20 protein-coding genes are annotated in these 24,845 nt (G+C 70.5%); 10 read left to right on the forward strand and 10 right to left on the reverse strand.

Annotated features, from left to right (window positions below):
• Positions 1-25: 25 nt before the first annotated feature.
• A complete protein-coding gene (locus OCT48_RS05655) occupies positions 26-1,510 on the reverse strand; it encodes a Na+/H+ antiporter NhaC family protein (protein ID WP_263591740.1) in 1,485 nt (494 codons plus the stop codon).
• Between the two features lie 208 nt (positions 1,511-1,718).
• The gene (locus OCT48_RS05660; protein ID WP_263591741.1) at positions 1,719-3,095 is read right to left on the reverse strand and encodes a glutamine synthetase family protein; all 1,377 of its coding nucleotides are present in this window, start codon (positions 3,093-3,095) and stop codon (positions 1,719-1,721) included.
• Between the two features lie 258 nt (positions 3,096-3,353).
• On the opposite strand from OCT48_RS05660, the gene OCT48_RS05665 reads away from it, so the two are divergent.
• Genes OCT48_RS05665 through OCT48_RS05675 form a run of 3 tightly spaced genes read left to right on the forward strand, consistent with a single transcriptional unit; the run spans position 3,354 to position 7,067 of the window.
• Positions 3,354-4,121, forward strand: a complete 768-nt coding sequence (locus OCT48_RS05665) for a gamma-glutamyl-gamma-aminobutyrate hydrolase family protein (RefSeq protein WP_263591742.1) — start codon at positions 3,354-3,356, stop codon at positions 4,119-4,121.
• Between the two features lie 25 nt (positions 4,122-4,146).
• Complete coding sequence (locus OCT48_RS05670; protein WP_263591743.1) at positions 4,147-5,568, forward strand: aspartate aminotransferase family protein; 1,422 nt, start codon at positions 4,147-4,149, stop codon at positions 5,566-5,568.
• Entirely contained in the window at positions 5,565-7,067 is a 1,503-nt protein-coding gene (locus OCT48_RS05675) for an aldehyde dehydrogenase (RefSeq protein WP_263591744.1), read from the forward strand. The genes OCT48_RS05670 and OCT48_RS05675 overlap by 4 nt, the downstream gene beginning before the upstream one ends.
• Positions 7,068-7,157: 90 nt before the next feature.
• Here OCT48_RS05675 and OCT48_RS05680 read toward each other — a convergent pair whose 3' ends face one another.
• The 7 genes from OCT48_RS05680 to gatC form a co-directional block, all read right to left on the reverse strand.
• Positions 7,158-8,597 carry an FAD-binding oxidoreductase gene (locus OCT48_RS05680; RefSeq protein WP_263591745.1) on the reverse strand — a complete coding sequence of 480 codons (1,440 nt, stop codon included), beginning with the start codon at positions 8,595-8,597 and terminating at the stop codon, positions 7,158-7,160.
• Between the two features lie 266 nt (positions 8,598-8,863).
• A complete protein-coding gene (locus OCT48_RS05685; protein ID WP_263591746.1) occupies positions 8,864-9,064 on the reverse strand; it encodes a 2-hydroxymuconate tautomerase in 201 nt (66 codons plus the stop codon).
• A 111-nt stretch (positions 9,065-9,175) separates the two neighbouring features.
• Positions 9,176-9,661, reverse strand: a complete 486-nt coding sequence (locus OCT48_RS05690; protein ID WP_263591747.1) for a hypothetical protein — start codon at positions 9,659-9,661, stop codon at positions 9,176-9,178.
• Between the two features lie 172 nt (positions 9,662-9,833).
• The gene (locus tag OCT48_RS05695; RefSeq protein WP_263591748.1) at positions 9,834-10,385 is read right to left on the reverse strand and encodes a cupin domain-containing protein; all 552 of its coding nucleotides are present in this window, start codon (positions 10,383-10,385) and stop codon (positions 9,834-9,836) included.
• A 52-nt stretch (positions 10,386-10,437) separates the two neighbouring features.
• Positions 10,438-11,892, reverse strand: coding sequence for an Asp-tRNA(Asn)/Glu-tRNA(Gln) amidotransferase subunit GatB (gatB, locus tag OCT48_RS05700; RefSeq protein ID WP_263591749.1), 1,455 nt, complete (start codon positions 11,890-11,892; stop codon positions 10,438-10,440).
• Positions 11,892-13,352 (reverse strand): Asp-tRNA(Asn)/Glu-tRNA(Gln) amidotransferase subunit GatA, encoded by a 1,461-nt coding sequence (gatA, locus tag OCT48_RS05705; RefSeq protein WP_263591750.1) that lies wholly within the window; start codon positions 13,350-13,352, stop codon positions 11,892-11,894. The genes gatB and gatA overlap by 1 nt, the downstream gene beginning before the upstream one ends.
• A gap of 50 nt (positions 13,353-13,402) precedes the next feature.
• Positions 13,403-13,690, reverse strand: a complete 288-nt coding sequence (gene gatC / locus OCT48_RS05710) for an Asp-tRNA(Asn)/Glu-tRNA(Gln) amidotransferase subunit GatC (protein ID WP_183384014.1) — start codon at positions 13,688-13,690, stop codon at positions 13,403-13,405.
• A 172-nt stretch (positions 13,691-13,862) separates the two neighbouring features.
• Between gatC and OCT48_RS05715 the strand changes: the two genes are divergently transcribed.
• The 7 genes from OCT48_RS05715 to tldD all read left to right on the forward strand — a co-directional run bounded on the left by OCT48_RS05715 (position 13,863) and on the right by tldD (position 24,067).
• Positions 13,863-14,900: a rod shape-determining protein gene (locus tag OCT48_RS05715; protein ID WP_263591751.1), complete on the forward strand. Its 1,038-nt coding sequence runs from the start codon at positions 13,863-13,865 to the stop codon at positions 14,898-14,900.
• Positions 14,901-15,269: 369 nt separating this feature from the next.
• Positions 15,270-16,148 (forward strand): rod shape-determining protein MreC, encoded by an 879-nt coding sequence (gene mreC, locus OCT48_RS05720; protein WP_263591752.1) that lies wholly within the window; start codon positions 15,270-15,272, stop codon positions 16,146-16,148.
• A complete protein-coding gene (gene mreD / locus OCT48_RS05725; RefSeq protein WP_263591753.1) occupies positions 16,148-16,636 on the forward strand; it encodes a rod shape-determining protein MreD in 489 nt (162 codons plus the stop codon). The genes mreC and mreD overlap by 1 nt, the downstream gene beginning before the upstream one ends.
• A gap of 13 nt (positions 16,637-16,649) precedes the next feature.
• On the forward strand, positions 16,650-17,258 hold the full coding sequence (locus OCT48_RS05730; protein ID WP_263591754.1) for a Maf family protein: 609 nt from the start codon (positions 16,650-16,652) through the stop codon (positions 17,256-17,258).
• Positions 17,259-17,291: 33 nt separating this feature from the next.
• Positions 17,292-18,755, forward strand: coding sequence for a ribonuclease G (gene rng, locus OCT48_RS05735; protein ID WP_263591755.1), 1,464 nt, complete (start codon positions 17,292-17,294; stop codon positions 18,753-18,755).
• Between the two features lie 3 nt (positions 18,756-18,758).
• On the forward strand, positions 18,759-22,616 hold the full coding sequence (locus OCT48_RS05740; protein WP_263591756.1) for a YhdP family protein: 3,858 nt from the start codon (positions 18,759-18,761) through the stop codon (positions 22,614-22,616).
• A complete protein-coding gene (gene tldD, locus OCT48_RS05745; RefSeq protein ID WP_263591757.1) occupies positions 22,613-24,067 on the forward strand; it encodes a metalloprotease TldD in 1,455 nt (484 codons plus the stop codon). The genes OCT48_RS05740 and tldD overlap by 4 nt, the downstream gene beginning before the upstream one ends.
• Positions 24,068-24,217: 150 nt before the next feature.
• Here the strand turns inward: tldD and yjgA are convergent, their stop codons facing one another.
• Positions 24,218-24,724 (reverse strand): ribosome biogenesis factor YjgA, encoded by a 507-nt coding sequence (yjgA, locus tag OCT48_RS05750; RefSeq protein WP_263591758.1) that lies wholly within the window; start codon positions 24,722-24,724, stop codon positions 24,218-24,220.
• Between the last annotated feature and the right edge of the window lie 121 nt (positions 24,725-24,845).

The raw sequence follows: 24,845 nt of genomic DNA on the forward strand, positions 1-24,845 counted from the left end.
GGGGCGAGAGAGAGCAGAGGGTGGGTCAGGTCATCGCATAGCCCAGCACCACGAAGCCGCTGGCGGTCAGCAGGGCCCCGAGCAGCGCATAGGGGAACTGGGTCAGGCCGTGCTGCATCGGCAGGCAGCCGCTGCCTTGGGAGGAGAGCACCGAGGAATCGGAGAAGAAGCAGGCGTGGCTGCCGAAGCTCGACGCGGAGAGCAGCGCCCCCACCACCAGCGGCATCGGCGCGCCCATGTGCTGGGCCATGGGCACCACGATGGGAATCGAGATCACGAACACGCCCCAGGACGAGCCGGTGGCGAACACCACCACGGCCATGGAGACGAATACCAGGGCCGGCAGCAGGGCCACCGTCAGGTAGGGCGAGAGGGCGTCGATCATGAAGGCGGTCATGCCCAGCTGGTCGTTGACCTCGCGCAGCACGAAGCCCACGGCGACGATGGCCAGTGGCAGCATCATGGTGCGAAAGCCGTCCATGATGGCGTCCATCAGGGTGTTGAAGGTGGCCAGGCGCTGGATCAGGTAGAGCACCAGGGTGAACAGGGTGGCGACGATCACGCCCTTGAGCAGGTCGATCTCGAACCAGGCGCTGGCGCCGATCAGCACGGCCATGGGGGCCAGGAAGTTGACCACGCCGAGCCAGGGGCGCATGGCCGGGGCGTCGTCGTCGCCGAGGGGCTGGTCCGGGGCGCCGTCGGGGATCGGCTGGCCGGCGCGGGCGCGGGCTTCGGCGGCCTTCATCGGCCCCAGGTCGGGCAGCTTGCCGATGGCGACCAGCAGCACCAGGCCCATGGCCACCCAGCCGTAGAGCATGAAGGGGATCGACTGGATGTATAGCCACATGCCGGGGCCGTCGGTGGCCGCGTTGGTCTCCAGCAGTTCGGCGAAGTACACCGCCCAGGTGGACAGGGGCACCAGGATGCAGATCGGCGCCGCGGTGGAGTCGACGATGTAGGCCAGCTTCTCCCGGGAGACGCCGAAGCGGTCGGTGAGTCGCTTCATGGCCGCCGAGGTGGCCAGGGCATTGAGGTAGTCGTCGATGAAGATCAGCACGCCCAGCGCGGCGGTGCTGAGCAGCGACTGGCGGCGGGTCTTCACCATCCGCGTCATGAAGTGGCTGAAGCTCAGGGTGCAGCCCGACTTCTCGAGCATGGCGATGAAGCCGCCCATCAGGCCGCAGACCAGGATCAGCCAGGCGATGGTCTCGTTCATCATCACCGACAGCGAGATATCGGCGAGTTCACCGACGAAGTCGTCGGGCTGGAGCAGGATCAGCCCGGCGAGCACCCCGACCGCCAGGGCCTCGAGGGTGCGGTGGGTGGCGATGGCCACCACCAGCACGATCAGCGACGGCACCAGGCTGATCCAGCCGTAGTCCGTGCCCGGGCGATGGGCCAGCGTCAGCCCGACGACCGAGCCCAGCACGGCCAGCACCAGCAGCAGGGTGCGGCCCGTGCCGCGTCGGGCCGGCAGGGAGGGGGCGAAGGGATGGGTGGACTGGCTCATGGGCGACCTCCGTTGTGCACTGTCGTGGGTCGGGCGGCAAGAGCCGGGGCAAGGGGGATTGTGGTTGTCATTTCGTGGCTCCCTTGGTGGCGGATGGATGAACGGGGTGACCGGGCCGGCACGGGGCGGCCCGCACCACCGCCGGCGAGGCGGGCCGGGGCATCGGGGACGCGGGTGGGATGCCGGCCGACCCGGCGTCGTCGGCGGCTCAGACGTGGCGCAGGTACCAGTCGTATTCCAGCTTGCTGACCGCCTGCATGGCCTGGTCGCGCTCGGCGCGGCGGTTGGCCAGGAAGACGCCGATGAAGTCCCGGCCGAGGGCCTCGCAGAGGGCCTCACTGTCTTCCAGCAGGTCAAGTGACTGGCGCCAGCTGTTGGTCAGGCTGGGCGCCACCTGGTCGTAGGCATTGCCGGTGATCGCGGGGGGCGGCGTGGGGCGGCGCTGCAGGCCGTGGTCGATGGCCGCCAGCAGCGCCGCCATCAGCAGGTAGGGGTTGGCGTCGGCGCCGGCGACCCGGTGCTCGATGCGCCGGGCCTCATTGGGCCCCGAGGGGATGCGCACCGCCACCGAGCGGTTGTCGTAGCCCCAGGTCGGAGCCATGGGCACGTAGAGTCCCGGCTGGAAGCGGCGGAACGAATTGAGGTTGGGCGCGAACAGCGCCATGGAGGCCGGCATCAGCTCCAGCAGCCCGGCCACGGCCTGCTGGAGCCGGGGCGTGCCCAGGGGGGCGCCGTCCTCGGCCGCGAAGACATTGCGACTCGCCTCGTCGAGCAGGCTGATATGCACATGGGTGCCGTTGCCGGCCTCGTCGCCGTAGGGCTTGGCCATGAAGGTGGCCTCGAAGCCGTGCTGGAGCGCCACGCCCTTGATCAGCCGCTTGAGCAGCACGGCGCTGTCGCAGGCCGCCAGCGCATCGTCGCAGTGGATCAGGTTGATCTCGAACTGGCCGGGGGCGCACTCCTTGAGGGCGGTGTCCAGCGGCAGGCCCTGGGTGCGCGCCGCCGCATGGATGTCCTCGAGGAAATCGGCGTACTCGTCGAGCTCGCTGATCGAGTAGAGCTGGCTGTGACTGGCGCGCTCGCCACTGGCCGGCGAGCAGGGCGGCTGGATCATGCCCAGGGCGTCACGCTGGCGGTCGACCAGGTAGAACTCCATCTCCACGGCGACCACCGGCGTCAGGCCCGCCAGGCGGAAGCGCTCGAGGACCCGGGACAGCACCTGGCGCGGGTCGGCGAAGTAGGGGGTCTCGTCGACATCGTGCATGGTCATCAACAGCTGGGCCTGGCGGCCATTGCGCAGCCAGGGGCTCGGCATCAGCGTGCCCGGCACGGGGCGGCAGACCCGGTCGCCGTCGCCGCTCGACAGTCCCAGCCCGGTCTCCTCGACGGTGTTGCCGAGGATGTCCAGGGCGAACACCGAGGCCGGCAGGTTGACGCCGTCGCGGTAGGCCTTCTCCAGGTTCTCGCGGGGGATGCGCTTGCCGCGCAGCACGCCGTTGAGGTCGCTGATCAGCAGGTCGATGCTGGCAATTTCGGGGTGACGTTCCAGGAAGTCACGAGCTTCGTCGACGGGGAGGGGCGGCATGATGACACCTGTTTCCTTGGGACATTGGCGTTGTGGTCATCTTTGGTGAAAGCGGTGCTTGTTGTCAAATACTTTACGTTATTGGCGAGGGCTTTGGCGGTGACTGTCGGGCATTCTTTTTAAAAGATCTTTTAAAAACAGCTATATGAAGTCGAATGGCCCGTTGATGACGCTGTCCGGGTTGGCAAGATTAATCAACCGCGCTATGTTGAGCAAAGCATAACAACCACGCTGTCACGCTTTATCGAGGAGGCTGCCATGCAGACCCGACCCCTGGTGGGGGTGATCGCCTGCCGCCGAGAGGTGGAGGGCCATCCCGCCCATATGGTCACCGACAAGTACCTGAGCGCCCTGCGGGAGTATGGCCTCGAACCGGTGGTGCTGCCGGTCTGGGAGCCTGTCGAGGAGGCGGCCATCAAGCCCCTGCTGGCCCGCCTGGACGGCCTGGTGCTGACCGGCAGCTACACCAATGTGGCGCCACAGCGCTACGGGGCCGAGCGCGCCCCCGAGAACACCCGGGACGACCGGGACCGCGATGCCGCGGCCATGGCCTGGGTGCCGGTGGCCCTGGACCTGGGGGTGCCGCTGCTGGGCATCTGCCGGGGCTTCCAGGAACTCAATGTGGCCTTCGGCGGCAGCCTCTACCAGGCGGTGCAGAACCAGCCGGGCAAGCTCGACCACCGGGAGCCGGCCGGCAACCGGGAGGCCCAGTACGCGCCCAGCCATGACCTGGAGATCCTGCGGGGCGGGCGGCTGGCGGGGCTCTACCCCGAGCGTCAGGCCCGGGTGAACTCCCTGCACCAGCAGGGCATCGAGCGGCTCGGCGAGGGCCTCACCGCCGAGGCAGTGGCGCCCGACGGCCTGATCGAGGCCCTCTCGGTCACCGATGCGCCGGCCTTCACCCTGGCGGTGCAGTGGCACCCCGAGTGGCGCCCCCGGGAGCATCCGCTGTACGACGCCCTGTTCACCGCCTTCGCCCAGGCCTGCGCCCAGCATCAGGCCAGCCCCTCGTCCCTGCCGGCCTGAGGGCCCATGACAACGGAGACCCATCATGCAGACCCAAGAGTGCCAGGCCCTGGACCGGGCCCATCACCTGCACCCCTTCACCGACTTCAAGGCACTGGGCGAGGAGGGCAGTCGCGTCATCACCCATGCCCGTGGCGTCTATATCCATGACAGTGACGGCCACCGCATCCTCGACGGCATGGCCGGGCTGTGGTGCGTGAACCTCGGCTACGGGCGCCACGAGCTGGTCGAGGCGGCCAGCACCCAGCTCGCCGAGCTGCCCTACTACAACACCTTCTTCAAGACGACCCACCCGCCCGTGGCCCGCCTGGCCGAGAAGCTCTGCGACCTGGCGCCGGCGCACATCAACCATGTGTTCTTCACCGGCTCCGGGTCCGAGGCCAACGACACCGTGCTGCGCATGGTGCGCCGCTACTGGTCCCTCGAGGGCAAGCCCGAGAAGCAGTGGATCATCGGCCGCGAGAACGGCTACCACGGCTCCACCGTGGCCGGCATGAGCCTGGGCGGCATGGCGCCCATGCACGACCAGGGCGGCCCCTGCGTGCCGGGCATCACCCATGTGCGCCAGCCCTACTGGTTCGGTGAAGGGCGGCTCGGCGAGGGCCGCGACCGGTCGCCGGAGGCCTTCGGGCGCGAGTGTGCCGCGGCCCTGGAGGAGAGGATCCTGGAACTGGGCGAAGAGAACGTCGCCGCCTTCATCGCCGAACCCGTGCAGGGCGCCGGCGGCGCCATCATGCCGCCGGCGAGCTACTGGCCGGCGGTCAAGGCGGTGCTGGCCAAGTACGACATCCTGCTGGTGGCCGACGAGGTGATCTGTGGCTTCGGCCGCCTCGGCGAGTGGTTCGGCAGCCAGCATTACGGCCTCGAACCGGACCTGATGCCGATCGCCAAGGGCTTGTCCTCGGGCTACCTGCCCATCGGCGGCGTGCTGGTCGGCGACCGGGTGGCCGAGACGCTGATCGAGGAGGGCGGCGAGTTCTTCCACGGCTTCACCTACTCGGGGCATCCGACCTGTGCGGCCGTGGCGCTCAGGAACCTGGAGCTGCTCGAGGCCGAGGGCATCGTCGAGCGAGTCCGCGACGACCTGGGGCCCTACCTGGCCCGCCGCTGGGCCGAGCTGGCCGAGCATCCCATCGTCGGCGAGGCGCGCTCGCTGGGCCTGATGGGCGCGCTGGAACTGGTCGCCGACAAGGCCACCGGTGAGCGCTTCGACAAGGCCCTGTCGGCCGGCAACCTGTGCCGGGACATCTGCTTCTCCGTCGGATTGGTGATGCGCTCGGTGGGCGATACCATGATCATCGCCCCACCGCTGGTGATCACCCGCGACGAGATCGACGAACTGGTGCGCCTGGCGCGCCAGGCCCTGGACGAGACCGCGCGCCGCCTGGCCGAGCAACGCCCGCCGGCTGCGTCCCCCGCTCCCCAACCCGAGGAGATTCGCGCATGAGCCTCGCACGCCATCCGACGACCCGCGACGACTGGCAGGCGCTGGCCGCCTCGCTGACCCTCGAGACCCGCGCCTACATCGACGACGCCTTCGTCGACGCCCAGGGCGGCGCGACCCTGACCACGATCAACCCGGCCACCGGCGAGGTGCTCGCCGAGGTGGCGAGCTGCGACGCCGCCGATGCCGAGGCCGCGGTGGCGGCCGCGCGGCGCGCCTTCGACGGCGGCGCCTGGTCGCACCTGGCCCCGGGAAGCCGCAAGGCCGTGCTGCTGCGCCTGGCCGACTTGATGGAAGCGCACCGGTACGAGCTGGCGCTGCTCGATACCCTGGACATGGGCAAGCCGGTGTCGAGTTCGCTGGGCGACATGGCCGGCGCCATCGGCTGTCTTCGCCATCACGCCGAGTCCATCGACAAGCTCTACGGCGAGGTCGCGCCCACCGGCGATGACGCCCTGGGCCTGGTGCTGCGCGAGCCGCTGGGGGTGGTGGCCTCCATCGTGCCGTGGAACTTCCCGCTGATGATGACCGCCTGGAAGATCGCCCCGGCGCTGGCCGCCGGCAACAGCGTCATCCTGAAGCCCTCGGAGAAGTCGCCGCTCTCGGCGCTGCGCCTGGCGAGCCTGGCCCGCGAGGCCGGCCTGCCGCGCGGGGTCTTCCAGGTGCTGCCGGGCTTCGGCCACAGCGTGGGCAAGGCGCTGGCGCTGTCGATGGGCGTCGACTGCCTGGCCTTCACCGGCTCCACCGCGGTCGGCAAGCAGCTGATGCAGTACGCCGGCCAGTCGAACCTCAAGAAGGTCTTCCTGGAGTGCGGCGGCAAGAGCCCGAATATCGTCTTCGCCGACTGCCGGGACCTGGACCGGGTGGCCGAGCACGCCGCCGCGGCGATCTTCCACAACCAGGGCGAGGTGTGCATCGCCGGCTCGCGGCTGCTGGTCGAGAACACGATCCGCGAGCCTTTCGTGGAGAAGGTGCTGGCCGCCGCCGAGGCCATGCAGCCCGGCGACCCGCTGGACCCGGCGAGCTTTATGGGCGCGATCGTGGATGAAACCCAGCATGCCCGAATCCTGGACTATATCCGCCGCGGCGTGGAGGAGGGCGCGACCCTGCGCGCCGGCGGGCAGGCCCTGGACGGGCCGGGGCTCTTTATCCCACCCACGGTGTTCGACGGCGTCACCGAGGCCATGGCCATCGGCCGCGAGGAGATCTTCGGCCCGGTGCTGTCGGTGTTCGGCTTCGATCGCGAGGAGGAGGCGATCCGGCTCGCCAACGACAGCGACTACGGCCTGGCGGCGGGGCTGTGGAGCCAGGACATCGACCGCATCATGCGCGTCACGCGCCGGCTGCGCTCGGGCCAGGTGTTCGTCAACAACTGGGCGGACATGGACCAGACGGTGCCCTTCGGCGGGGTCAAGCAGTCGGGCAACGGCCGCGACAAGTCGCATCACTCCCTGGAGGAGTACTCCGACCTCAAGAGCGTGTGGATGACGCTGGCGCCCTGAGCCTCGCCACGCGCGGGGCCACGCCATGCGGTCCCCCGGCCTGACGCCCGGCGCCCCCACGAGGGGCGCCGGGCGTCGTTCGTGGACGCGTCAGGCGGCGTCCTCGGCGGCGGCGGGCGGGATGTTGAGGTTCACCCGGAACAGGTTGTCCGGATCATGGCGGCGTTTCACCGCCTGCAGGCGTTCGTAGTTGACGCCATAGGCGCTGGCGACGCGATCGCCCTCGTCCTCGGTCAGGAAGTTGACATAGCCGCCGCCCGTGGCGAAGGGGGCGAGCGCATGGAAGACGTCGCGTGCCCAGTCGCGGCAGCGGTCATCCTCGGCGGGCTCCTGCCAGCGGGCATGCACGTTCATCACGTAGTAGGCGTCGCGGCCGGCATAGGCGGTGGCGGTCGGCTCGACCCGCGACATGGCGCCCCCCAGCTGGGCCAGGAAGATCTCGCACTCCGGACCCGGCAGTGCCTCGGCCGCCGTGATGGCCTGCTCCAGGGCCTCGTCGGCGAGGTCGGCGAAGTCATGGGATTTCCAGTAGTTGCGGGCCCCCGGGGCGAGCAGGGGGTCGAAGGCCGCCTGGAAGCCGGCATACGGCTGGGTGCCTAGCATCTGACCGACCGGGTCGCCGAACGCCAGCACCGGGGCCACGTCGCGCTCGGCGCTGGCCGGATCGCCGCAATGCAACAGGGCGAAGACCACCACGCGCTGCCCATGAACGGCCTCGGGAAGGAAGGGCAGGGGCGGGGCGTCGCGCAGGATCGCCCAGACGCTGAGCTCCTCCGGCGCCTGGCGGGTGAAGTCGCGCCAGGCCTGCAACACCTGGCGGGCCTGCTCAAAGGGGTAGACCACCAGCCCGGCATGGATCTCCGGGCCCACCGGGTGAAGGCGGAACTCGAAGGAGGTCACCACCCCGAAGTTGCCGCCGCCGCCGCGCAGGGCCCAGAACAGCTCGGGTTCCTGCTCGGCCGAGACGCGGTGTCGCTGGCCGTCGGCGGTGATCACATCGGCCGAGAGCAGGTTGTCGGCGGTCATGCCGAACTTGCGGGTCAGCCAGCCGAAGCCGCCGCCCAGGGTGAGGCCGGCCACGCCGGTGGTGGAGTTGATGCCCAGGGGGGTGGCCAGGCCGAAGGCCTGGGTCTCGGCATCGACGTCGCCGAGCAGGGCGCCCGGCGCCACCCGGGCGGCGGCTTGCCGGGGATCCACGTGCACCGAGCGCATGGCCGAGAGGTCGATCACCAGGCCGCCCTCGGCGATGGCGTTGCCGGCGATATGGTGGCCGCCGCCCCGCACGCTCAGGCACATGCGCCGGGAGCGGGCGAAGTCGATGGCCTGCACGATGTCCTGATTGCCCTGGCAGCCGGCGATCAATGCCGGTTGGCGGTCGACCATGCCGTTCCAGACGCGTCGCAGCGGCGCGTAATCCGCGTCGGTCGGGAGGATCAGGTGCCCCCTCAGGCGGGCGGCGAAGTCGTCGACGGCCTCGGCCGGCAGGGTGGCCTGGTCGCCGTCCAGGGTGCGATAGGTGGGCGCTGTCATGGTGCTTTCCCTCATCTGCATGGGGACCACCGGAGTGGCGCGGCCCCGGCGGGATCCCGCTGGGTCGTTGCGATGCCTCTCCTGCTCAGTCTGGATGGCGGCGGCCGGCACAGCGACTCAAATTCCCTAGGGGAAAAGTAGCGATGCGGGTGTGATGACGGCGCGCCCGGCCGGGCGGCGGGGCGAGGGGCCCGCCAGGGGACGCTGGGCCGGGCGATGAGGGAGCCGGGACGCGGCAGGCCCCGGCGAGGGGGCGGGGTGAGGGATCAGCTGGTCGTCTCGCGGCGCTTCCTGACCGAGGTACCGGCGACGCCGAAGTCCTGGGGAGCAATGTCGGCCAGCACGACCCGCACGCTCTCCGGGGTGCAGTCCACGGCCTCCACGCAGGCGGCGGTCACCTTCTCGATCAGGGCTTCCTTCTGGGCGTCGCTGCGCCCCTCGATCAGCTGGATGTTGACGATCGGCATGAGTCACTCCATTTAATGGAAAAAGTTTCCATATAGTTGCATCGGGTGAGGGCGCTGTCAAAGGGGCGGACGCAGGAAGGCCGGCGAGCGCCGGCCTTCGAGAGGGGAGGCTCAGGGGCGTCCGCCACCGGCACCGCCAGCGCCGCCACCGGCACTACCACCGGCACCACCGGCGCCGCCGCCGGCATTGCCGGCGCCCGTCGCGCTGGCCGCGGCGCCGCGCTCGCCGGCGGTCGTGCCGGTCTCGAGGCTGCGACCTTCACTGGCATCGGCGCTGACGGTCTGGCCATCGGCGCCGACGCCGCCGGTGGTGACCGCGTCGTAGGCGGTGCCGAGCCCGGGCTGGGCAGCGTCCGGCATGGTCTCGTCCTCCTGGAGGCCTTCCAGGGTCGTGGAGGCCTCGCTTTCCTCCACGACGATCGAGTCCTCGCCGGTGTCGGTCTCGGTGTCCGCCACGATGTCGGCTTCGGCTTCGGCCTCGACGGCCTGGCTTGCCTCGACGGTGGGCTCCGTCGCATCGGTGTCGCCCTCCTGGGCGAAGGCCGGCAGGGCCAACAGGCTCGAAGCCAGGGCGAGGGGGATCAGTCGCGTGATCATGGCAGTCTCCTCGGGGCTCGGATGATCGGAGTTGCATCCGGTCTGATGCAATTGTCCTGGTGCCGTGGCCATCATCTTGGTGCAAATACGAAGCGTTGACAAAGTGTCGCCCGGCGACGACGCCGGGCATGACGCGGTGTTTCGAGAAGCCGCCCCCCTTCGGAGGGATGGCTCAGAAGCTGCGGGCGGGGGTGGCGCAGCTGACCAGCCGGCAGGAGACGTTGCCGACGTTGCGGAAGCGGTGGGGCACGTTGGTGTCGAAGTAGTAAGCCTCGCCGGCACCGAGCACCCGGGTCTCGGCGCCGATGGTGATCTCGATCTCGCCCTCCAGCACCACGCCGGCTTCCTCGCCCTGGTGGGCGATCATCTCGCGGCCGGTGTCGGCGCCGGCGGGATAGGTCTCGATCATGAAGTTCAGGGCGCGGTCGCCGCGGTTGCCGCCGACCAGCTTGTAGATGACGTCACCGGTCCCCACGTCGGCCAGCTCATCGGCCGAGTAGAACACCTGGTCGCGGCTCTCCAGGTCCATGGTGAAGAAGTCCCCGACGCTCATGGGGATGGCATCGAGGATCTTCTTCAGCGAGCTGACGGACGGGGAGACCTTGCCCTGCTCGATCAGCGACAGGCTGGAGTGGGTCACCCCGCAGCGCTTGGCCAGCTCGCGCTGGGAGATACCCCTCAGGTTACGCAGGGCGCGCAGGCGCGCGCCGACATCGTCTGCCATGGGTCGTCCTCTGAAATCCACGGGGCGGGCCGGCAAGGCCCGCTCCCGGTGCTCAGCACAGGGCGTCGAGCTTTTCCTTGAGTAGCTTGTTGACCTGCTGGGGGTTGGCGGTGCCCCGCGAGGCCTTCATCACCTGGCCGACGAAGTAGCCGATCATCTTGCCGCGCTTGTCGGGTTCGGCATCGCGATACTGGGCCACCTGGGCGGGGCTGTCGGCAATGACCTGGTCGATCATCGCCTCGATGGCGCCGCTGTCGGTGACCTGCTTGAGGCCCTTGGCCTCGATGATGGCGTCGGCGGAGTCGCCTTCGTGATGCCACAGGGCCTGGAAGACCTGCTTGGCGGCCTTGCCGTTGATGGTTTCGTCCTTCACCCGGGCGACCAGCTCGCCCAGTTGGGTGGCCGAGACGGGGCTGTCGTCGATGGCCAGGCCCTCCCGGTTGAGGGCGCCGGAGAGCTCGCCCTGGACCCAGTTGGCGGCCAGCTTGGCATCGCCGCAGACGTCCTTGACCCCCTCGAAGTACTCGGCCATGGCGCGGTTCGCCGAGAGCACGCCGGCGTCGTAGGCGGAGAGCCCCAGCTGGCCCTCGAAGCGGGCGCGCTTCTCGGCGGGCAGCTCCGGCAGGTTGTCGCGCAGGTGATCGACGTAGGCCTGGTCGAGCACCACCGGCAGCAGGTCGGGACAAGGGAAGTAGCGGTAGTCGTTGGCCTCCTCCTTGGTCCGCATGCTGCGGGTCTCGTCGGCCTCGGGGTCATAGAGGCGGGTCTCCTGGACCACCTCGCCGCCATCCTCGATCAGCTCGATCTGGCGCTCGACCTCGAAGGCGATGGCGCGCTCGACGAAGCGGAAGGAGTTGACGTTCTTGATCTCGGCGCGGGTGCCGAAGGTGTCCTGGCCGGCGGGGCGCACCGAGACGTTGACGTCGCAGCGCATCGAGCCCTCGGCCATATTGCCGTCGGAAATCCCCAGATAAGTGACAATCGAATGGATCGCCTTGAGGTAGGCCGCCGCCTCCTTGGCGCTGCGCATGTCCGGCTCGGAGACGATCTCCAGCAGCGGCGTGCCGGCGCGGTTGAGGTCGATGCCGGTCATGCCGTGGAAGTCCTCGTGGAGCGACTTGCCGGCGTCCTCCTCCAGGTGGGCGTGGTGCACGCGGATGCGCTTGGTGCTGCCGTCCTCCAGGGTGATTTCCACCTCGCCGGGCCCGACGATGGGCTGGTACATCTGACTGGTCTGGTAGCCCTTGGGCAGGTCCGGGTAGAAGTAGTTCTTGCGGTCGAACACCGAGACCTCGGGGATCTGGGCGTGGATGCCCAGGCCGAACTGCACGGCCATGGCCACCGCGGCCTCGTTGAGCACCGGCAGCACCCCGGGCAGCCCCAGGTCCACGGCGCAGGCCTGGGTGTTGGGCTCGGCGCCGAAGGCCGTGGAGGCGCCGGAGAAGATCTTGGAACGGGTGGCGAGCTGGACGTGGACTTCCAGGCCGATCACGGTTTCCCATTGCATCAGGCGGTCTCCTCGGCGAGGGCGGGACGGCGCAGGTGCCAGTCGGTGGCCTGCTGGAACTGGTGGGCGACGTTGAGCAGCCGGGCCTCGGCGAAGTGGGTGCCGAGGATCTGCAGGCCCACCGGGCGGCCGTTCGCGAAGCCGGCCGGCACGCTGATGCCGGGGATGCCGGCCAGGTTCACGGCGATGGTGTAGATGTCCTGCAGGTACATCGATACCGGGTCCTTGTTGGCGCCCAGGTCGAAGGCCGGGGTCGGCGAGGCCGGGCCCATCAGCACGTCGACCTCGTCGAAGGCGTCGAGGAAGTCCTGGCGGATCAGCCGGCGGACCTTTTGTGCCTGCTTGTAGTAGGCATCGAAGAAGCCCTCGGAGAGGGTGTGGGTGCCGATCAGGATGCGTCGCTTGACTTCCTCGCCGAAGCCCTCGGCGCGGGAGCGCTTGTAGAGGTCGATCAGGTCCTCGGGCGCCTCGCAGCGATGGCCGAAGCGCACGCCGTCATAGCGCGACAGGTTGGAGGAGGCCTCGGCCGGGGCGATCACGTAGTAGGCCGGAATCGCGTAGTGGGTGTGCGGCAGGCTCACCTCGCGGACCGTGGCGCCCAGCGACTCGTAGACCTTGACCGCCTCGCGCACCGCGCCCTCCACCTCGGGGGACAGGCCGTCGCCGAAGTATTCCCGGGGCAGGCCGATCGTGAGGCCGGACAGCGGCGCGTCGAGGTCCTCGGTGTAGTCCGGGACGCCGCGGGCCACCGAGGTGGAGTCGCGCAGGTCGTGGCCGGCGATGGCACCGAGCAGGTGGGCGCAGTCCGCGGCCGAGCGCGCCATGGGCCCCGCCTGGTCGAGGCTCGAGGCGTAGGCGATCATGCCGTAGCGGGAGACCCGGCCATAGGTGGGCTTGAGGCCGGTGATGCCGCAGAAGGCGGCGGGCTGGCGGATCGAGCCACCGGTGTCGGTGCCCATGGCCGCCGGCACCAGGCCCGCGGCGACCGCGGCGGCGCTGCCGCCGGAGGAGCCGCCGGGGACCGCCGCGAGGTCCCAGGGGTTCTTTACCGGGCCATAGAAGCTGTTCTCGTTGGACGAGCCCATGGCGAACTCGTCCATGTTGGTCTTGCCGAGGCTGACGGTGCCGGCGGCCGCGAGTTTTTCGACCACGGTAGCGTCATAGGGGGCGGTGAAGGTGTCGAGCATCCGCGAGCCGCAGCTGGTCTTCACCCCGCGGGTGCAGAAGATGTCCTTCAGGGCCAGCGGCAGGCCGGTGAGCGGGCCGGCCTCGCCGTTGGCGCGGGCGGCATCGGCCCGGTCGGCGGCCTCGAGGGCGGCATCAGGCGTCACGGTGATAAAGCTGTTGAGCGATCCGTCGAGGCGCTCGATGCGTGCCAGCAGGCTCCGGGTGAGCTCGCGGCTGGAGAACTCGCCGGCGGCCAGGCCGGCGGCGAGCTCGGTCAGTGTCTTGTCGTGCATGGGCCCGTGGCTCCGTGAAGACTTGCCGTTGACGTTGGGGGACGAGGGGGTCATTCGACGACCCGTGGCACCAGGTAGAGACCGTTTTCCACCGCCGGCGCGCAGCGCTGGAAGGTCTCGCGCTGGTCGGTCTCGGTGACCTCGTCGGCGCGCAGGCGCTGGGTGGCGTCGAGCGGGTGGGCCAGCGGGGCGACGCCCTCGGTGTCGAGCCCCTGCAACTGGTCGACCATCTCCAGGATGCGCCCCAGGTCGTCGAGGTAGTGGGCGGCCTCACTCTCGTCCAGGCCGAGTCGGGCCAGGTGGGCGGCCCTGAGAACGTCTGCGTGTTCAAGCGCCATGATCGGGTGTCCTCGAAGGGGTGGGGAAAAGACCGCAAAAGGTACCACATTCGCGCCCGCGCTGGCAGGTCCGTCGCATCCGGCCGCGGGGCGTTTCGCTTGCCGCTCGGGGGGTGCAGTGATACCGTTTGCCCCCGCACAGGGTTCCCGGTCTGCACTAGGTAACGACTTCATGTTCAAACGTTTGAGGGGGCTGTTCTCCAGCGATCTGTCGATCGACCTGGGGACCGCCAATACGCTGATCTACGTCCGCGGGCGCGGCATCGTGCTCGACGAGCCGTCGGTCGTGGCGATCCGCCAGTCCGGCAACATGCGTAGCGTGGCTGCCGTGGGCGTCGACGCCAAGCGCATGCTGGGACGCACGCCCGGCAACATCACCGCCATCCGGCCGATGAAGGACGGCGTCATCGCCGACTTCACCGTTACCGAGCAGATGCTCCAGTACTTCATCCGCAAGGTCCATCAGAGCACCTTCCTGACGCCGAGCCCGCGGGTCCTGGTGTGCGTACCCTGCATGTCGACCCAGGTGGAGCGACGGGCCATCAAGGAGTCGGCCGAGGGCGCCGGCGCCCGCGAAGTCTTCCTGATCGAGGAGCCCATGGCGGCGGCCATCGGTGCCGGGCTGCCGGTCGAGGAGGCCCAGGGGTCCATGGTCGTCGACATCGGCGGCGGTACCAGCGAGATCGCCATCATTTCGCTCAACGGCGTGGTCTACTCGGAGTCCATCCGCGTCGGCGGCGACCGCTTCGACGAGGCCATCATCGCCTACGTGCGCCGCCATTACGGCAGCCTGATCGGCGAGTCCACCGCCGAGCGCATCAAGGAAGAGATCGGCTGTGCCTACCCCGGCGGCGAGCTGCGCGAGATCGACGTGCGTGGCCGCAACCTCGCCGAGGGCATCCCGCGCAGTTTCACCCTGAATTCCCACGAGATCCTCGATGCCCTGCAGGAGACCCTGGGCTCCATCGTCGCCGCGGTGAAGAGTGCCCTGGAGCAGTCGCCGCCCGAGCTGGCCTCCGACATCGCCGAGCGCGGCCTGGTGCTGACCGGCGGCGGGGCCCTGCTGCGCGACCTGGACAAGCTGATCGCCGAGGAGACCGGCCTGCCCGTGGTGGTCGCCGAGGACCCGCTGACCTGCGTGGCTCGCGGCGGCGGCAAGGCGCTCGAGATGATCGATCAGCATACCTTCGAGCTGCTCTCCAGCGACTAGGGAAATCCTGATTCATGGCTGCGCTCGACGACCCATAGGGAATAAGGAAGTGCGCAGGTTCGTCGCGAACGAACCTGGCCATCCTGGCCGCCGGCGGTGCCGGAGCGCCGGCCCGGTCGCCGCCTCATGTAGCAGGCGACACGGCGGGCGCTGCGCTCCGGCGGCGACCAGACCAGGCGTCCCCGTCTCTCGTCGCTCGCGACATGAATCAGCGCTCCCCTGGAGAACTCGGAACTCTGTGATTGCGGGCGGTGCCCCGTGAGGTGCTGTGCTGTCAGGCGTCTCGGCCAGGCCTCGAGCGCCGGAACGAGATAGGGGGAGAACGCTATCAAGCCGCTGTTCTCGCACGGATCGGTGCCGGGCTATCGCATGCTGCTGTGTGCGATCCTCGCCGCTGCACTGATGTTCGTCGATCTGCGCTTCTCTCGCATGGAGCCCGTGCGGGCCCAGCTCTCCACCCTGGTGGCGCCGATCCAGTGGGCCGTCAGCCTGCCCAGCGACGTGCTCAACTGGGCCGCCCTGGCGCTGTCCGACCAGCGGGCGCTGGTGGAGGAGAATCGGCGCCTGCGGGAGCAGATCCTGACCCTGTCCCACCGGGTGCAGCGCATGGCCAGCCTCACCGCCGAGAACGTCCGCCTGCGCGAGCTGCTGGACGCCACCCGGGAGGATGATATCCCCTTCTTCACCGCCGAGCTGCTGTCGCTGGACCCTGACCCCTTCAGCCATCGCATGGTGATCGATCGCGGTCGCCGCGACGGCGTCTTCGTCGGTCAGCCGGTCATGGATGCCGCGGGGCTGGTGGGGCAGGTCACGGCCGTGTCGGCCTATTCCAGCCGGGTGCTGCTGGTGGCCGATGCCAGCCATGCGCTGCCGATCCAGGTCAATCGCAACGGCCTGCGCTTCATCATCCAGGGTACCGGCCGGTACGAGGCCCTGAGCGTGCTGCATGTCCCCGACACCGCCGATATCCGCGAGGGGGACCTGCTGGTGACCTCGGGGCTGGCGGGGCGTTTCCCGCCCGGCTACCCGGTCGCCCGGGTCACCCAGGTAGTACACGATCCCGGCGAGCCCTTCGCCCGGGTCGACGCACGCCCCGTGGCCCAGCTGCAGCGCTCGCGCCACTTCCTGCTGCTGTTTCCCCCGGAGCCCCCCGAGGCCCCCGGGCGGGGCGGCTGGACCGTACGGCTCGATCCCGTCGCCATCCGCGCCGCGCTGGAGGCCGCCGGTCCCCTCGAGGAGGAGCCCTGATGGCCGCCCCGTCTTCCGCCAGCCTGCCGTGGATCTGGTTGACGCTACTGTTGGCGCTGTGCCTGCAGGTGATGCCCCTGGCCGACGGCTGGCAGATCTGGCGGCCCGACTGGCTGGGGCTGATGCTGATCTACTGGTGCATGAAGGCGCCGCAGCGGGTGGGGGTCTTCCATGGCTTCGTGCTGGGGATCCTGCTCGACCTGATCGAAGGGGCGCCGCTCGGCCAGAACGCCTTGCTGCTGTCCCTGCTGGCCTTCCTCTGTGCCCTGGTCTATCCCCGCTTCCGGGCCTATTCCCTGCTCCAGCAGGCGGTGCTGATCCTGGTGCTGCTGGGCACGGTACAGCTCGTCGAGCAATGGCTGCGGACCCTGCTCGGGCCCTTCTCGATCCACCTTTCCTTCCTCTTGCCCTCGCTGATCGGGGCGGTGCTTTGGCCCTGGCTGACCACGCTGTTCCGGGCCTTCCGTCGCCGTCCCGCCGGCGATTGACCCCGGAGACGCCATGCCCGCCGCTTCCCCGCTGATCTGTCTGGCCTCGGCCTCGCCGAGGCGACGCGAGCTGCTGGCATCCATCGACGTGCCCGTCGAGGTGCGCCCGGTGGACATCGACGAGAGGCCGCGGCCCGGCGAGGCCGCCGAGGCCTACGTGCTGCGCCTGGCCGAGGAGAAGGCCCGGGCGGGCGCCGCCCTGGGTGCCTTGCCGACCCTGGGCGCCGACACCGCCGTGGTGTGCGACGAGACGATCCTCGGCAAGCCCCGGGACCATGAGCACGCCGCCGCCATGCTGCGCGCGCTGTCGGGCCGTAGCCACGAGGTGCTGACCGCCGTGGCGGTGACCGGCCCGGCAGGGCTGCTCTCGACCCGCGTGGTCACGCGGGTGACGATGCGTGAGATCGCCGAGGAGGAGATCGCCGCCTACTGGGCCACCGGCGAGCCCGCCGACAAGGCCGGCGGCTATGCCATCCAGGGGCGGGGCGCGGTGTTCGTCGCGCGCCTGGAGGGCAGTCACTCGGCGGTGGTGGGGCTGCCGCTGTTCGAGACGGCCGCGCTGCTGTCGCGCCAGGGCGTGCCCCTGTGGAACCGGTCGCGGCCGGCGCCGGCTATGTCATAATGGCCCGAGTTTCCTCTGGACAAGGATTTCCGCATGAGCGGTGAAGTACTCATCAACCTGACGCCGATGGAGACCCGCGTCGCCGTGGTGGAGAACGGCGTGCTGCAGGAGGCCTTCATCGAGCGCGCTCGCCGCCGGGGCATCGTCGGCAACATCTACAAGGGCCGGGTCGTGCGCGTCCTGCCGGGCATGCAGGCTGCCTTCGTCGATATCGGCCTCGACCGCGCCGCCTTCATCCATGCCCATGAGGTGATGCCGCCGGGCACCCCCGCCGACGAGCAGGTCTCCATCGCTCAGCTGCTCCACGAGGGTCAGGCCCTGGTGGTCCAGGTCACCAAGGACCCCATCGGCTCCAAGGGCGCCCGGCTGACCACCCACCTCTCGGTGCCGTCCCGTTACCTGGTCTACATGCCCGACTCGCCCCACCATGGCGTTTCCCAGCGCATCGAGGACGACGGCGAGCGAGAGCGGCTGCGGGCGCTGGTCGAGGCGGCCACCGGGGAACAGAGCCTCGAGGTCACCGGGGGCTTCATCGTGCGGACCGCCGCCGAGGGGGTCAGCCTCGAGGAGCTCGCCGGCGACATGCACTTCCTGCTGCGGCTGTGGCGCAAGGTCAGCGAGCGCAAGGTCACCGCCTCGGCCCCCAGCGCCATCTACGATGACCTGCCGCTGTTCATGCGCACCCTGCGCGACGTGATGCGCGACGATATCGAGAAGGTGCGCATCGACTCCCGGGAGAACCACGTCAAGCTGCTGGAGTTCGCCGAGGAGTTCATGCCCGCGGCGGTGGAGCGCATCGAGCACTACGCCGGCGAGCGCCCGATCTTCGACCTGTTCAGCGTCGAGGACGAGATCCAGAAGGCGCTGGGCCGCAAGGTGCAGCTCAAGTCGGGGGGCTACCTGGTCATCGATCCCACCGAGGCGATGACCACCATCGACGTCAACACCGGCGGCTATGTGGGACACCGCAACCTCGAGGAGACGATCTTCAAGACCAACCTCGAGGCCGCCACCGCCATCGCCCGTCAGCTGCGGCTGCGCAATCTGGGCGGCATCATCATCATCGACTTCATCGACATGGAGGACCCGGAGCACCAGCGCCAGGTGCTGCGGGTGCTGGAGAAGTCGCTGGAGCGCGACCACGCCAAGACCAAGTGCACCGGCGTCACCGAGCTCGGCCTGGTCCAGGTGACCCGCAAGCGCACCCGGGAGAGCCTGGAGCAGACGCTCTGCGAGGCCTGTCCCTCCTGCCATGGCCGCGGCACGCTCAAGACCCCCGAGTCGGTGTGCTACGAGATCTTCCGCGAGATCCTGCGCGAGGAACGGGCCTACAGCGCCGAGACCTATACGGTGCTGGCCTCGCAGTCGGTGGTCGACCGGCTGCTCGACGAGGAATCGGCGGCCGTGGCGGACCTGGAGGAATTCATCGGCAAGACCATCCGCTTCCAGGTGGAGTCCCACTATTCCCAGGAGCAGTACGACATCGTGCTGATGTGAGCCATGTCGCCGACCCGTCTGGTCATCCGCTGGTCACTGACGCTGCTGGCCCTGCTACTGACGCTGGCGGCGATGCTGGTGATCCTGGTGCAGCTGCTGCTCGGCCAGGCCGATCGGCTGACGCCGCGTCTCGAGGCGCTGCTCGCCAGCCGCTTCGAGGCGGCGGTCTCCCTGGGCGGCATCGAGGGCGGCATGGCCGGCCTCGATCCCCGGCTCGAGATGGCCGACCTGGAGATCACGGCCCGGCCGGGGCTGGGCGACGTGCCGCTGCTGGAGATAGACACCGCGCGCCTGCGCCTGGACACCGCGGCGAGCCTGCGCCAGGGCATGCCGGTGGTGGCGGATGCGCGGCTCACCGGGCTCACCCTGCACCTCTACCAGGCCGCGGACCGGAGCTGGCAGTGGCCGGCCCCCGCCGAACTGCCCCCCGAACTGATTCCCGAGACCGAGTTCAACCTGTCGCGCCTGGACTTCTGGGTCGGCGTGCTGCTGCGCCAGCGTGCCTGGGCCGAGGAGGTCCGGGTGGTGCTGCACGGCCGCAAGGGCGAGGCGGTATTCGAGGCGCCGCGCCTGCTGATGGTCGGCGACGCGCGCAGCGCCCACCTGGAAGGCGAGGTGCACCGCCGCGACCGGCCGGGTCAGGCCTTCCAGGTGGTGATGGAGGTGGTGCCGGGAGAGCGGGGGCTGGACGACTTCGGCGCCGCCCTGCAGGCCGACATGCCGCTTGCGAGCCTGATCGGGCTGTCCGAGCGGCTGGGCTACGAGGACCTGCTGAGTGTCGACGCGGCGGAGGGCGAGGCGCGGCTCTGGGGGCGCTGGACCCGCGGTCGCCTCGCCGATGTCCGCCTGGATATCGAGGCCTCGCGGCTGGCCCTCAACCAGCAGACGCCGCCGCCCGACGGCGCCCCCGAGAGCGGGATCGTGCTCGAGGAGGCGATGCTCAAGGGCCAGTGGCTGCGTGACGAGGCCGGCGAGGGCTGGCAGGCCTGGTTCGAGGGCGACGCCCGCAATGCCACCGTCGGCGTCGACCCGGCGGCCGGCCCCCCCGTGCCTCGCTACTGGCACTTGCAGAGCCGGCCGGACGGCTGGTGGCTCAATGCCAGCGCCTTCGACCTGGGGGCGCTGGCCGCCTGGCGGGAGCGGCTGCCATTGCCCGAGGGGCTGTCGCGGGTCATCGCCAGCCTGGCCCCCCGGGGGCGGATCTCGGCGCTGGGCCTCGGCTGGCGCGACGACCAGTGGCGGGCCCGGGTCAGCGCCACCGACGTCGCCGTCGCCCCCTGGCAGCAGGCCCCGGGGGGCGGGCCCCTGGATATCTGGCTCGAGGCCGACGGCAGCCGCGGGCGGGTGCGCTTCGTCGACAGCGGCGATGCCGAGCTGGTGTTCCCCGAGATCTTCACCGCGCCGCTGGCCCTCGACCACGCCAGCGGCCGGGTCGACTGGGTGTATGACGGGCCCCGCAGCTTCGTCAGCGGCCGCCAGCTGGCGGTCGGCTGGCAGGGCGCCGAGGTCGAGGGGGGCTTCGGCCTATCCATCGGCGCTCCCGGACGCGGCGGCTTCGGCCTGCAGCTGGACTTCCGGGACGTGGACGCCGTGTCGCGGTCCCTGACCGACTGGCTGCCCATGGCGCTGCTGCGCGAGCGGGTCGACGCCGACCTCGCCGACTGGCTCGCCGGGGGCCTGGCCGGCCGGGTGCCGGCGGGCGCACTGCGCCTGCATGTGCCCGTGTCCCGCGAGTCCCGCAGCGAGGCCGCGCCGATCGACCCGACGCTGCGCCTGGCGCTCGAGGTCCGCGACGGACACCTGCCCTTCGCCCCCGGCTGGCCGGCCGTGGACGGCGTCGAGGGTCGCCTCGAGCTCGAGGGGCAGCGACTCACCGCCCGGGTGGCGCGCGCCGAGAGCCTCGGGGTCGAGGCCCGGGACGCCGTGGTGCGGATGGCCGACGAGACCCTCGAGGTCGACGCCCCCCTGACCGCCGACGTCCCGGCATTGACCCGCTATCTCGCCACCATGCCCGTCGATGGCACCGCGCTGGCCGCCGACTGGCAGGGCGACGGCCGGGTGGCCGGACGCCTCGACCTGACCCTGCCGCTGGCCGACCCCGAGGCCCTGTCGCTGGATATCAGCGGCGAGGCGACGCTGCCGCGGCTGGTGCATGCGCCCACCGGCCTGGTCATCGAGTCCCTGGCGGGCCCCCTGGCCTGGCACCAGCGGGGCGAGACCGGGACCCTGGAGGGACGGCTCGCCGGGCGCCTGCTGGGCGGGCCCCTGGAGGCCGATATCGACACCGGCGGGGAGGGCGTCGCGATGTCCGGGACCGCCGCCGTCGAGGCGCTGCTCGACCTGGGCGCGCCGGCCGGGGCGAAGCAGATCGTCTCGGGGCGGCTGCCCTGGCAGGGACGCCTGTCGATCGGCGAGGGGCCGCCCGGCCTGGCCCTGGAGAGTACCCTTCAGGGCACCGCCATCGACCTGCCGGCCCCCCTCGGCAAGGCGGCCGACGAGATCCGGCCGCTGCGGCTGTCCGTGGAGCTGGCCGAGACGCTGCGCGTGTCCGGCCGTCTTGGCGCACAACTCGGACTGCGCTGGCGGGACCAGGGCGGCGGCCAGGGCCAGGTGTGGCTGGGCGGGGGCGGGCCCTCGACCTGGCCGGCCGAGCCCGGCTGGTCGGTGCAGGCCTACCTGCCGCGGCTGGCGCCCGGCGACTGGGCGCGGCGGCTCTCGCCCCTGGCCGGTGACCTCGGGGCGCCGGGCGGCGGCCAGGGGCTGTCGCGGGTGACCCTGGACACCGACTGCCTGAGCGTCCGGGAGCGCTGTCTCGGCTCGCTGATCATCGATGGCCGGCCCGTGTCCGGGGGCTGGGACCTGGCCCTCGACGGCACCCTGCTGGCCGGCCGGGTCGCCTATCGCAAGGGCCAGGCCATGCCGCTGGACGTGTCGTTGAGCAGCCTGTCGCTGGACGGCTGGCTGCCCGGCGAGGCCGGGGGCAGCGGCGAACTCTTCGACGAGCTGGAGGCGGCGACGGAGCCGGCGCCCATGCCGGCGTGGCTCGGGGAGCTGCCGTCGGGGCGCCTGCGGGTGGCCGACATCCACTGGCGGGCCCGGCGCCTCGGCCCCGTTACCGCCTACTGGCGGGCCACCCCCGAGCAACTGGTGGTGGACCCGGTGGGCCTGACCCTGGGGGAGATCGCGGCCCACGGCAACCTGACCTGGGAGGCCACCGGCCCCGCGGCCAGCCTGACCCGGGCACGGCTGTCGCTGGACGGCCGCGACCTGGGCTCGGCCCTGGAGGTGCTGGGCCAGCCGGTGGCGGTGCGCAGCGAGGAGACCCGGGTCGACAGCCAGCTGGCCTGGCCCGGCGCCCCCTGGCAGTTCGCCCTGGCCCGGTCGCGGGGCAGCCTCGAGGTCGAGCTGCGCGACGGCCGCTTCGTCAACCTCGAGTCACCCTCCGCCCGGGTGGTCGGCCTGCTCAACGTCGACAACCTGCTGCGCCGGCTGACCCTGGACTTTTCCGACATCTCCGGCCGGGGCACGGCCTTCGATCGTGTCAGCGGCGCGGCGACCCTGTATGGTGGCGTGCTGGAGACCCGTGGCCCGGTGACCATCGACGGGCCGGCGACCACCTTCACCCTGGAGGGCAGTGTCGACCTGGCCCGTCGGGAACTCGACCAGCGGCTCGGCGTCACAGTCCCGGTGAGCAACAACCTGCCACTGGCGGCGGTGATCGCCGGCGCCCCCGTGGTGGGCGGCGCGCTGTTCATCGCCGACAAGATCTTCGGCGAGGCCATCGACCGCGTGACCCGAATTCACTATCGCGTGCGGGGGCCCTGGACCTCGCCGCGCATCTCTCTGGAAAGTGCCGAATGACATCACAGACCCACTCCCTGCTCGACCCGGCCGCCGAGGTGCTGCTCGCCCCCGGTGGGCTCGACCTCGCGGCCATGGAGGCCGGCCTCGGCCATGCCCTGGGGCCCGGCATCGACTACGCCGATCTCTACTTCCAGCGCAGCTGGCACGAGGGCTGGGTGCTGGAGGACGGCGAGGTCAAGGAGGCCAGCTACAACATCGACGGCGGCGTCGGGGTGCGGGCCATGGCCGGCGAGAAGACCGGCTTCGCCTATTCCAACCAGATCACCGCCGATGCGCTGGCCGAGACCGGGCGCACCGCCGCCGGTATCGTCAGGAGCGGCGCCCGGCTGGCGGCGGCCCCCCGGGTGCTGGCCGCGCCGGCGGGCCGCTATGCCGGCATCGACCCGCTGTCGGGGCTGTCCGCCGACGACAAGATCGCCATGCTCAAGCTGGCCGATCGGGTGGCCCGTTCGGCGGACCCGGCGGTGAGCCAGGTCAGCGCCTCTCTCACCGGGGTCCACGAGGTGGTGCTGGTACGCGCCAGTGACGGCACCCTGGCCGCGGACATCCGCCCGCTGGTGCGCCTCAATGTCAGCGTCATCGCGGTGCGCGACGGCCGCCGGGAACGCGGCAGCGCCGGTGGCGGCGGCCGCTATCCCATGGCGCGCCTGCGCGACGAGAACGTCGCCGAGCGCTATGCCCGGGAGGCGGTGCGCCAGGCCCTGGTCAACCTCGATGCCGTGGACGCCCCGGCCGGCCAGATGCCGGTGGTGCTGGGCGCCGGCTGGCCGGGCATCCTGCTCCACGAGGCCGTCGGCCACGGCCTGGAAGGGGACTTCAACCGCAAAGGCAGTTCGGCCTTCGCCGGCCGCATGGGCCAGCGCGTGGCCGCTCCCGGTGTCACCGTGGTCGACGACGCGACCCTGGCCGACCGACGCGGCTCGATGACCGTCGACGACGAGGGCACGCCGGGGCAGAGCACGACCCTGATCGAGGACGGCATCCTCACCGGCTACATGCAGGACAAGCTCAACGCCCGGCTGATGGGCATGGCGCCCACCGGCAACGCCCGTCGCGAGTCCTTCGCCCACCTGCCCATGCCGCGCATGACCAACACCTACATGCGAGCCGGCCAGGACGACCCCGCCGACATCATCAAGAGCGTCTCGCGGGGGCTCTATGCGGTCAGCTTCGGCGGCGGCCAGGTGGATATCACCTCGGGCAAGTTCGTGTTCTCGGCGAGCGAGGCCTACCTGATCGAGGACGGCCGGATCACCGCGCCGGTGAAGGGCGCGACCCTGATCGGCAACGGTCCCGAGGCCATGGGGCGGGTCTCGATGATCGGCCACGACCTGGAACTGGATACCGGGATCGGCGTGTGCGGCAAGGAAGGCCAGGGCGTGCCGGTGGGCGTGGGCCAGCCCACCCTGAAGCTGGACGAGCTGACCGTGGGCGGAACGCAATCCTGAGGGGAAGCCGCTGCGCTCGACGAGGCGGCGTTGGCGGCGAACTCGCCATGCTCATTTAGAAGTGACTAAACTCCGCTGGCTCGTTCGCCGCCGCCTGGCCTCGTCTTCGCTCGCTGGCTTCTCGAGCCATGGGAAGACAGGAGACGAGGTTCAGAGACTGGCGGTGTCGCGGATCAGCCGGAACAGCCGGCGGGCGTTGGTGGGCGGCTTGCCCTGGTCGCGCTCGCGGCGGGCGTTGCGGATCAGCTGGCGCAGCGCCTGGCGGTCGACGTCGGGGAACTCGGCGATGAAGGCCTCGACGGCGTCGTCGCCCTCGTCGACCAGCCGGTCGCGCCACTTCTCCAGGCGGTGGAAGGCATGGTCGCGGCGCAGCTGCTCCTGGTCGATCTCGTCGAACACCGCCTGGATGCCGGTGAGGTCCTCGCGGCGCATCAGCTTGCCGACGTACTGCATATGGCGTCGGCGGGCTTCCCGGGCGCGAATCCGCCCGGTCTCCTCGATGGCCGCGAGCAGGTCGTCGGAGAGGGGAAAGCGGGCCCGCTCGGCCGCGCTCATGGCGATCAGCCGTTCGCCGAGGGACTGCAGCGCGTGCATCTCGCGCTTGAGCTGGGACTTGCTGGGCCGTTCGTCGGCCGGAGAGAGATCATCCTGGGTCATGCGGCGTCCTGGGTCGTGAAGATTCGGGGCGTGGGGCATCGGTCCAGTATACCAGCCCGTCGCGGCGGGCTGGACGAATGCCATATTCTGGAGCATCGGCCCGCGGGCCGGTCGAGTTAAG

The organism is Halomonas sp. M4R1S46, from assembly GCF_025725685.1.
GTDB lineage: Bacteria > Pseudomonadota > Gammaproteobacteria > Pseudomonadales > Halomonadaceae > Halomonas.

Excerpts from the sequence above, each read along its gene's own strand:
- OCT48_RS05660 (WP_263591741.1), bottom strand. The coding sequence starts at position 3,095 with ATGCCGCCCCTCCCCGTCGACGAAGCTCGTGACTTCCTGGAACGTCAC.
- OCT48_RS05680 (WP_263591745.1), bottom strand. The coding sequence starts at position 8,597 with ATGACAGCGCCCACCTATCGCACCCTGGACGGCGACCAGGCCACCCTG.
- OCT48_RS05690 (WP_263591747.1), bottom strand. The coding sequence starts at position 9,661 with ATGATCACGCGACTGATCCCCCTCGCCCTGGCTTCGAGCCTGTTGGCC.
- gatA (WP_263591750.1), bottom strand. The coding sequence starts at position 13,352 with ATGCACGACAAGACACTGACCGAGCTCGCCGCCGGCCTGGCCGCCGGC.
- rng (WP_263591755.1), top strand. The coding sequence starts at position 17,292 with ATGAGCGGTGAAGTACTCATCAACCTGACGCCGATGGAGACCCGCGTC.
- OCT48_RS05685 (WP_263591746.1), bottom strand. The coding sequence starts at position 9,064 with ATGCCGATCGTCAACATCCAGCTGATCGAGGGGCGCAGCGACGCCCAG.
- yjgA (WP_263591758.1), bottom strand. The coding sequence starts at position 24,724 with ATGACCCAGGATGATCTCTCTCCGGCCGACGAACGGCCCAGCAAGTCC.
- OCT48_RS05715 (WP_263591751.1), top strand. The coding sequence starts at position 13,863 with ATGTTCAAACGTTTGAGGGGGCTGTTCTCCAGCGATCTGTCGATCGAC.
- OCT48_RS05695 (WP_263591748.1), bottom strand. The coding sequence starts at position 10,385 with ATGGCAGACGATGTCGGCGCGCGCCTGCGCGCCCTGCGTAACCTGAGG.
- OCT48_RS05730 (WP_263591754.1), top strand. The coding sequence starts at position 16,650 with ATGCCCGCCGCTTCCCCGCTGATCTGTCTGGCCTCGGCCTCGCCGAGG.
- OCT48_RS05655 (WP_263591740.1), bottom strand. The coding sequence starts at position 1,510 with ATGAGCCAGTCCACCCATCCCTTCGCCCCCTCCCTGCCGGCCCGACGC.
- mreD (WP_263591753.1), top strand. The coding sequence starts at position 16,148 with ATGGCCGCCCCGTCTTCCGCCAGCCTGCCGTGGATCTGGTTGACGCTA.
- mreC (WP_263591752.1), top strand. The coding sequence starts at position 15,270 with ATGCTGCTGTGTGCGATCCTCGCCGCTGCACTGATGTTCGTCGATCTG.
- OCT48_RS05670 (WP_263591743.1), top strand. The coding sequence starts at position 4,147 with ATGCAGACCCAAGAGTGCCAGGCCCTGGACCGGGCCCATCACCTGCAC.
- gatB (WP_263591749.1), bottom strand. The coding sequence starts at position 11,892 with ATGCAATGGGAAACCGTGATCGGCCTGGAAGTCCACGTCCAGCTCGCC.
- gatC (WP_183384014.1), bottom strand. The coding sequence starts at position 13,690 with ATGGCGCTTGAACACGCAGACGTTCTCAGGGCCGCCCACCTGGCCCGA.
- OCT48_RS05675 (WP_263591744.1), top strand. The coding sequence starts at position 5,565 with ATGAGCCTCGCACGCCATCCGACGACCCGCGACGACTGGCAGGCGCTG.
- tldD (WP_263591757.1), top strand. The coding sequence starts at position 22,613 with ATGACATCACAGACCCACTCCCTGCTCGACCCGGCCGCCGAGGTGCTG.
- OCT48_RS05740 (WP_263591756.1), top strand. The coding sequence starts at position 18,759 with ATGTCGCCGACCCGTCTGGTCATCCGCTGGTCACTGACGCTGCTGGCC.
- OCT48_RS05665 (WP_263591742.1), top strand. The coding sequence starts at position 3,354 with ATGCAGACCCGACCCCTGGTGGGGGTGATCGCCTGCCGCCGAGAGGTG.